Annotated in this window: 8 protein-coding genes; all 8 read left to right on the forward strand. The window is 28.4% G+C overall.

What is annotated here, in order from left to right; all coding sequences use genetic code 11:
* A partial coding sequence (locus B0A80_RS20345) for a WbqC family protein (protein WP_165769305.1) occupies positions 1–375 on the forward strand: 375 nt, incomplete at its 5' end.
* 6 nt (positions 376–381) lie between these two features.
* A complete protein-coding gene (locus tag B0A80_RS20350) occupies positions 382–1,341 on the forward strand; it encodes a hypothetical protein (RefSeq protein ID WP_089078474.1) in 960 nt (319 codons plus the stop codon).
* Positions 1,338–1,886, forward strand: a complete 549-nt coding sequence (locus B0A80_RS20355; protein WP_089078475.1) for a GNAT family N-acetyltransferase — start codon at positions 1,338–1,340, stop codon at positions 1,884–1,886. The genes B0A80_RS20350 and B0A80_RS20355 overlap by 4 nt, the downstream gene beginning before the upstream one ends.
* 2 nt (positions 1,887–1,888) lie before the next feature.
* On the forward strand, positions 1,889–2,881 hold the full coding sequence (locus B0A80_RS20360) for a 3-oxoacyl-ACP synthase III family protein (protein WP_089078476.1): 993 nt from the start codon (positions 1,889–1,891) through the stop codon (positions 2,879–2,881).
* A gap of 17 nt (positions 2,882–2,898) precedes the next feature.
* On the forward strand, positions 2,899–3,582 hold the full coding sequence (locus B0A80_RS20365) for an SDR family NAD(P)-dependent oxidoreductase (RefSeq protein ID WP_089078477.1): 684 nt from the start codon (positions 2,899–2,901) through the stop codon (positions 3,580–3,582).
* Between the two features lie 64 nt (positions 3,583–3,646).
* Complete coding sequence (locus tag B0A80_RS20370; RefSeq protein ID WP_262487857.1) at positions 3,647–5,089, forward strand: lipopolysaccharide biosynthesis protein; 1,443 nt, start codon at positions 3,647–3,649, stop codon at positions 5,087–5,089.
* A complete protein-coding gene (locus B0A80_RS20375) occupies positions 5,086–6,027 on the forward strand; it encodes a glycosyltransferase family protein (RefSeq protein ID WP_089078479.1) in 942 nt (313 codons plus the stop codon). The genes B0A80_RS20370 and B0A80_RS20375 overlap by 4 nt, the downstream gene beginning before the upstream one ends.
* On the forward strand, positions 6,020–6,244 hold a 225-nt coding region (locus tag B0A80_RS20380), incomplete at its 3' end, for a hypothetical protein (protein WP_133063729.1). The genes B0A80_RS20375 and B0A80_RS20380, both read left to right, overlap by 8 nt.

The following is a 6,244-nucleotide window of genomic DNA, read 5'->3' on the forward strand; positions in this document are numbered from 1 at the left end:
GAATATATCTCGATAGCTGAATTAGCGTATGAATCGGTTATTAGTATTTCTAAATATTTAGATTTAAAAACTATTTTTAGCTTTTCGTCTTTAGATTATGTTGACACAAAATTATTAGATAGGGAAAGTCGATTAATTGAAATTGTTAAGAGAAATAAATCATCTAGTTATATTAATCCTTTAGGAGGGAAAGAATTGTACAACAAAGAAAGTTTTGCGCAGCATGGTATTGAATTAAGCTTTATTCATTCAAATAAAGTAACATATAAGCAATTTGGTAATGAATTTGTTCCATGGCTAAGTATAATTGATGTTTTGATGTTTAATAGTACGGAAGAAATTAATATAATGCTCGATCAATTTGAGTTACTTTAAAGATTTATGAGAGATTTAAATTCTATAGGAGGTTATTTCGAATTAGAAACTTGTAACAATAGTAAAAGTTATCATAAACATGCAATAGCATTAAATACTGGTAGAAATGCGTTGGAGTTTGTTTTGAAAGCAAAGAATGTAAAGAGATTATATTTGCCGTATTTTACTTGTGATGTTTTGTTAGAGCCTCTTAAAAAGCTTGGTGTACATTTTGAATTTTATTCGATTAATGATCAACTTGAGCCTGTTTTTAATTTCTCTAATTTAACTAAAAATGACTTTTTTCTTTATACTAATTATTTTGGGTTAAAAGATGTCTTTATTCAAGAGTTGTCATCACAAAATATACAGCTAATTATTGATAATGCTCAAGCATTTTATTCAAGGCCTTATAAAAGTGAATCTTCAATTTATTCAGCAAGAAAATTTTTTGGAGTTCCAGATGGTGCGTATGTATATTGTGACGTAAAATTAGAAGAAAATTTTAAAAAAGATGTTTCTTTTGATAGAATGGGACATTTGTTGATTCGAAAAGATCTTTCTGCTGAGGCAGGCTATAGTAATTTTATCGCTAATGATAAATTATTGGAAAATCAGCCAATTAGATTAATGTCATCAATAACTTCTGGAATTTTATCTTCGATAGATTTTGAAATTGTAGCCAATAAACGAATTGAAAACTATAAATACTTACATAATATTTTAAAGAGTATTAATCAGTTAGATTTTGACTTGAATGAAGGAAGTGTACCGATGGTTTATCCATTATGGACAAAAGACTCTACTTTAAGACAGAGACTTTTAGAAAATAAAATTTATACAGCAATTTACTGGCCTAATGTAAAACAATGGTGTAAAAAGGAAAGTATTGAGTATATATTAGCGGATGAAGTTATTTATTTGCCAATAGATCAAAGGTACGGATTTAATGAAATGAACACAATTTTAAAAATAATAGCAAAATGACAACAGATATTTTTTTTAGAGCATTTGAGATGAATGATGCCATATTTGTTAATTCCTTACGTAGATTTGAGGATTTTGAAAATTTAATTGGCGGGAACAAAAGATTTGTTTCATTAGCTAGGGAACAAAAATGGATTGAAGATCTAATTTTTAATGATTATAAAGATAGGTTTTACGTAGCAGTATGTAGTAAAGAAACTAGTGAAATAATTGGATATACATCAGTTTCAGACATTGATCATGTAAATAAATCATGCTTTTGGAGCGGTATTAAATTACATCCTGATTTTAATGGAAGAGGTCTTGGAGTTCAAACTGTATTACTGGTTTTAAAGTATGTGTTTGAAGAATTAAATATGGAAAGATGTACAGGTAGATGTTTAGAAGAGCATACAGTTGCAAAAAGATTAATGGAAAAAGTTGGATTTATGCAAGAGTCTCTTCAAAGGCATTCTGTGTATAAAAATGGGGGGTTTCATAATGAATTTATATTGAGTATTTTAAAGTCCGAATATCTGCTAGTTAAAGAAAAGTTTAATTTATAAGGATGAAGCAAGTAGTTAGAAACGTAAAGATAGTAGGTACAGGATCTCATACACCGGAGAAAGTATACACAAATGAATATTTGTCTGAAGTTTTAGATACAACTTCGGAATGGATTGAAGAAAATCTCGGGATAAAAGAAAGAAGAATTGCTGCGGATAATGAATTTACGAGTGATTTGGCTTCTAAAGCAGCTATTAATGCTATAGAAAATGCGGGTCTTAGTAAAGACAAAGTAGATCTAATAATTGTTGCAACAGCGACGCCAGATCGATTGGCTCCATCAACAGCAGCTATTGTACAAGATAAGATAGAGGCATACAATGCTGTTGCATTTGATATTTCAGCTGTTTGTAGTGGTTTTCTATATGCAATGTCGGTTGCTTCACAATTTATTGCGTCAGGTGTATATGATAATGTGCTTGTAATCGGAGCTGATACATTTTCTAAAATTACTGATTGGAGTAGAAGAGATGCTGTTTTTTTTGGAGACGGAGCAGGTGCTGCTGTTTTATCTCATGCTAGTGAAAGTGAAGGTTTTTTAGCATTTAGATTATATACTAATGGAAGAGGTAAATGGAATTTCACAATCCCTGCAGGTGGTTCAGAAATGCCGGCAAGTTCAGAAACTGTGGGTAATGGATTGCATTATTTTAATATGAATGGAAAAGCAGTTTATGCAACAGCAACTGAAGTGTTACCAAAAGCAATACGGCAGGTTTTACAGGATACAAATCTTTCAGTTGATGATATTAGCTTAATGGTTCCTCATCAACCTTCGATAAAAATTCTGCAAAAAACGGCTGAAATAATTGGCTTGCCCTTTGAAAAGGTGATGACAAATATGGATAAATATGCAAATACGAGTGGTGGTACAATACCAATTTTGCTAGATGAATTGAATCGTTCTGGAAAAATAGAAAAAGGGAATATAATTTTATTTGCTGCAGTAGGTTCTGGATGGACTTATGGAGCGGCGATAATTAAATGGACTTAAAAAAAGCAAATATATAAATGATAATTATAACAGGTGCATCTAGAGGGATTGGTGATTTTCTTTTTAAATCTTTTTTAAATGATTACGATGAAGATGTAAAAGGATTTTATTTTAATAGTAAGCCTTCAGAAAATATTGAAAAATTTACAAGGTTAAATTTGACAAATTACGAAGAGGTAGAAAGATTTGTTAATCTAAATATTGGTGAATTAAAAGATATTACTTTAATTAATTGTGCTGGAATTACCTATAATTCATATGCTCACAAAAGTAACCAAGAAGAATGGAAAAATGTTATTGATACAAATTTGATTGGCACTTACAACATAATTAGAGCATTACTTCCAATAATGAGAAGTCAAAAGTATGGAAGAATAATAAATTTTTCTTCAGTAGTAGCTTTAAAACCGACTCCTGGAATTAGCGCCTATGCAGCGTCTAAATCTGCTCTTTGGGGGCTGGTAAAATCGTTAGCTGTTGAAAATGCAGGTTTAAATATTACTGTTAATAACATTAATTTGGGATACTCAGAATTAGGTATGATAGAAATGGTACCAGAAGAATATAAAAAAGCTGTCATTTCGCAAATTCCTACAGGTATATTATGTCCTCCTGGAGATATTTTGAATACAGTTAATTTTTTAAGAAATACCAGATATATTACAGGGGCTTCTATAGATTTAAATGGAGGTTTGACATAGTGGCCCCCAATGAAGAATTTTTAAATACTATGGCAAAGAAAATACTAATTTAAAAAATTGACTTATTAAAAATAAAGCATTAAAATCTGTTTATTGGTATTCAATTGATTTATTTTTTAACAGAGGAAGTTATTTTTTTATAACTCTATATATTGCAAAAGTAATTGGCCCTACTGAATTTGGAATAGCATCAATTTTAGGAGTTATTTACTATTTAGGACTTGCAGTTGCTGATAGTGGAATGTCTAATTCAATTATGCGTACTAAAGATTGCAGTGATATAGATTATGGAACTGTTTTAGTAACAAATGCCATTTTTGGTTTATGTGTTTATCTTTTAGTTATTGTACTTAGTCCGTTTATAACTCACTTTTATAATATTCCGAAATTAGCTATGGTACTTCCTGTTTATGGAATTGGAATTTTATTCTCTTCTATAAAAAGTGTTTATGCGGCATATTTAATGAAAAATTTCAATTATAAAAGAATGTTTTTGCTAAATATACCGGGAAGTGTAATAAGTTCTATAATTGCTATTATTCTTAGTCAGAATAATTATGGAATTTGGAGTATTATTTATTTGTTTTTAGTAAATCAGTTTATTTCACTCGTGTTATTTATTCTTTTTTCGGGATGGAAAACTATTTTTGTTTTAGATAAGAATAGATTAAAAAAACATTTTAATTTTGGGTACAAAATATCAATTTCATCATTTATAAATACTTTATTCGAAAATTTGTATCAATTAATGATTGGTAAGTATTTTTCAATTAGAATGACTGGTATATTTGATCGATCTTATAGCTTAGGAAATTATCCGATATCTATTCTTAGTACCGTATTATCAAAGGTTACTTTACCCTTGTTCGTAAATTATGTAGATGACATTGATTTATTAAGACAAAAATTTAGAGAGTCTATTAAACTAGTTTTTTTTGCAACCAGTTTTGTTGTCGGCACTATATTAATAGTTATACCGTATATGATTCGCAATTTCATGGGGATTGAATGGATAGAAAGCATTGATATATTTAGAATTATATGTCTAGGATTACTTCTATATCCGATACATTCAATGAATATGAATGTTTTAAATGTTTATGGGAGAAGCGATATTTTATTAAAATTAGAATTTATAAAAAAAGTACTCCAGATTTTCTTAATTTTTCTTTTGTATCGTTTTGGAATTACAGGCTTAGTTTATAGCTTAGTAATTCATTCTTATATTTCACTTTTTATTAATTTGTACTATACAAAAAAATTTATTGGATATTCTATTCTAAATCAAATTTTGGATTTAATTCCAACAATGTTTGGTGGTGTAATTTGTTTTTTAATTGCAGATTTCTTGTTTGAAGGATATCAGATGAATATTTATTTGATTAATTTTCAACTTTTGATATTTTTAATTTTATTTTATTTTTCAAGTTTCTTCTTAAATAAAACAAGTTTCAAATATATTAGAGAAATATTGTTTGTTTCAATGAAAAAAATAAAAACACAATGATATTAGCACCAATAGTTATCTACACTTACAATAGGATTGATCATTTACGAAAGACAGTTGAAAGTTTGCAAAATAATTATTTAGCATCTGAAAGTACTTTAATTATTGTGTCAGATGGTTGTGGAAGAGTTGGAGATGAACAATCTATTATTGAGATAAGAAGTTATATTGATACAATTACCGGTTTTAAAGAGATTATTAAAGAATTTCGGGAGACTAATTATGGAGCTCCCGGTAGCATTTTTGAGGCAGAAAAGAGGTTAGTAAATAAGTATGGCAGTATTATCTCCATGGAAGATGATAATGTATGTTCGAAAAATTTTCTTGATTTTATGAATCAAGGTCTGGAATATTATAAAAATGACCCTTCGATATTTTCTATTTCAGGTTATTGTCCTGCAGTACTTGAAGAAGAAAGTTACTTAAAGCATATTTCGGATTATTATACTTATTATTGGAATTTGTCTTGGGGATATGGCATTTGGAAAGAAAAATATAATAAAATAATCGAATTTAAAGACGATTACAATGTATTTAAGAGAGAAGGCGTATTGAATAAAATAAATAAATTAGGAGGAGGGTATATAACAGATTCGATTCTTAGAGATTTTAAGCATAACGGTAGTTTTCCTGACGCTTGGTTATGTGCAAAAATGACATATTTTGGATATAACTCTGTAATTCCGTCTATTTCAAAAGTATCGAATATTGGTTCTGACGGATCAGGATATCATAAAGGAACTTTAGTAGATAAATTTGCTGTAAATATTGATGAGAGTGATAAAAGAGTTTTTGATTTCGCAAGTAAACCTCAGAATAATAAGTATTTTATTGATCAGATGGTAAAATTTTATAATGGAAGTTTATTGGGTAGAATTTCAAGAAAATTTGGAATATATCATTATGTTTTAATTTTAAAGAAAATCATCAATGGATAAAGAGATTTTATTTTTTTTCCCATCTACCGTTTTTAGTGGTCACGAAAAAATGGCATTAAAAATTTTAGAAAAAGCACCTTATAAAGTCGATTGTATATTAAATGAAAAATTAATTTCAAAATTTACGTTTGAAAACCAAATTTTTGGCTATCATAATCTTTTAGTTTTATTAAAAACATTATTAAAGATTAGGTTTAGAAAACGTCATGTTACTATT

Source organism: Flavobacterium tructae (genome assembly GCF_002217475.1).
Taxonomy (GTDB): domain Bacteria; phylum Bacteroidota; class Bacteroidia; order Flavobacteriales; family Flavobacteriaceae; genus Flavobacterium; species Flavobacterium tructae.

What these genes read in the sequence shown, in the direction of transcription:
- B0A80_RS20350 (WP_089078474.1), top strand. Translation starts at nt 382, where the DNA reads ATGAGAGATTTAAATTCTATAGGAGGTTATTTCGAATTAGAAACTTGT.
- B0A80_RS20365 (WP_089078477.1), top strand. Translation starts at nt 2,899, where the DNA reads ATGATAATTATAACAGGTGCATCTAGAGGGATTGGTGATTTTCTTTTT.
- B0A80_RS20375 (WP_089078479.1), top strand. Translation starts at nt 5,086, where the DNA reads ATGATATTAGCACCAATAGTTATCTACACTTACAATAGGATTGATCAT.
- B0A80_RS20355 (WP_089078475.1), top strand. Translation starts at nt 1,338, where the DNA reads ATGACAACAGATATTTTTTTTAGAGCATTTGAGATGAATGATGCCATA.
- B0A80_RS20360 (WP_089078476.1), top strand. Translation starts at nt 1,889, where the DNA reads ATGAAGCAAGTAGTTAGAAACGTAAAGATAGTAGGTACAGGATCTCAT.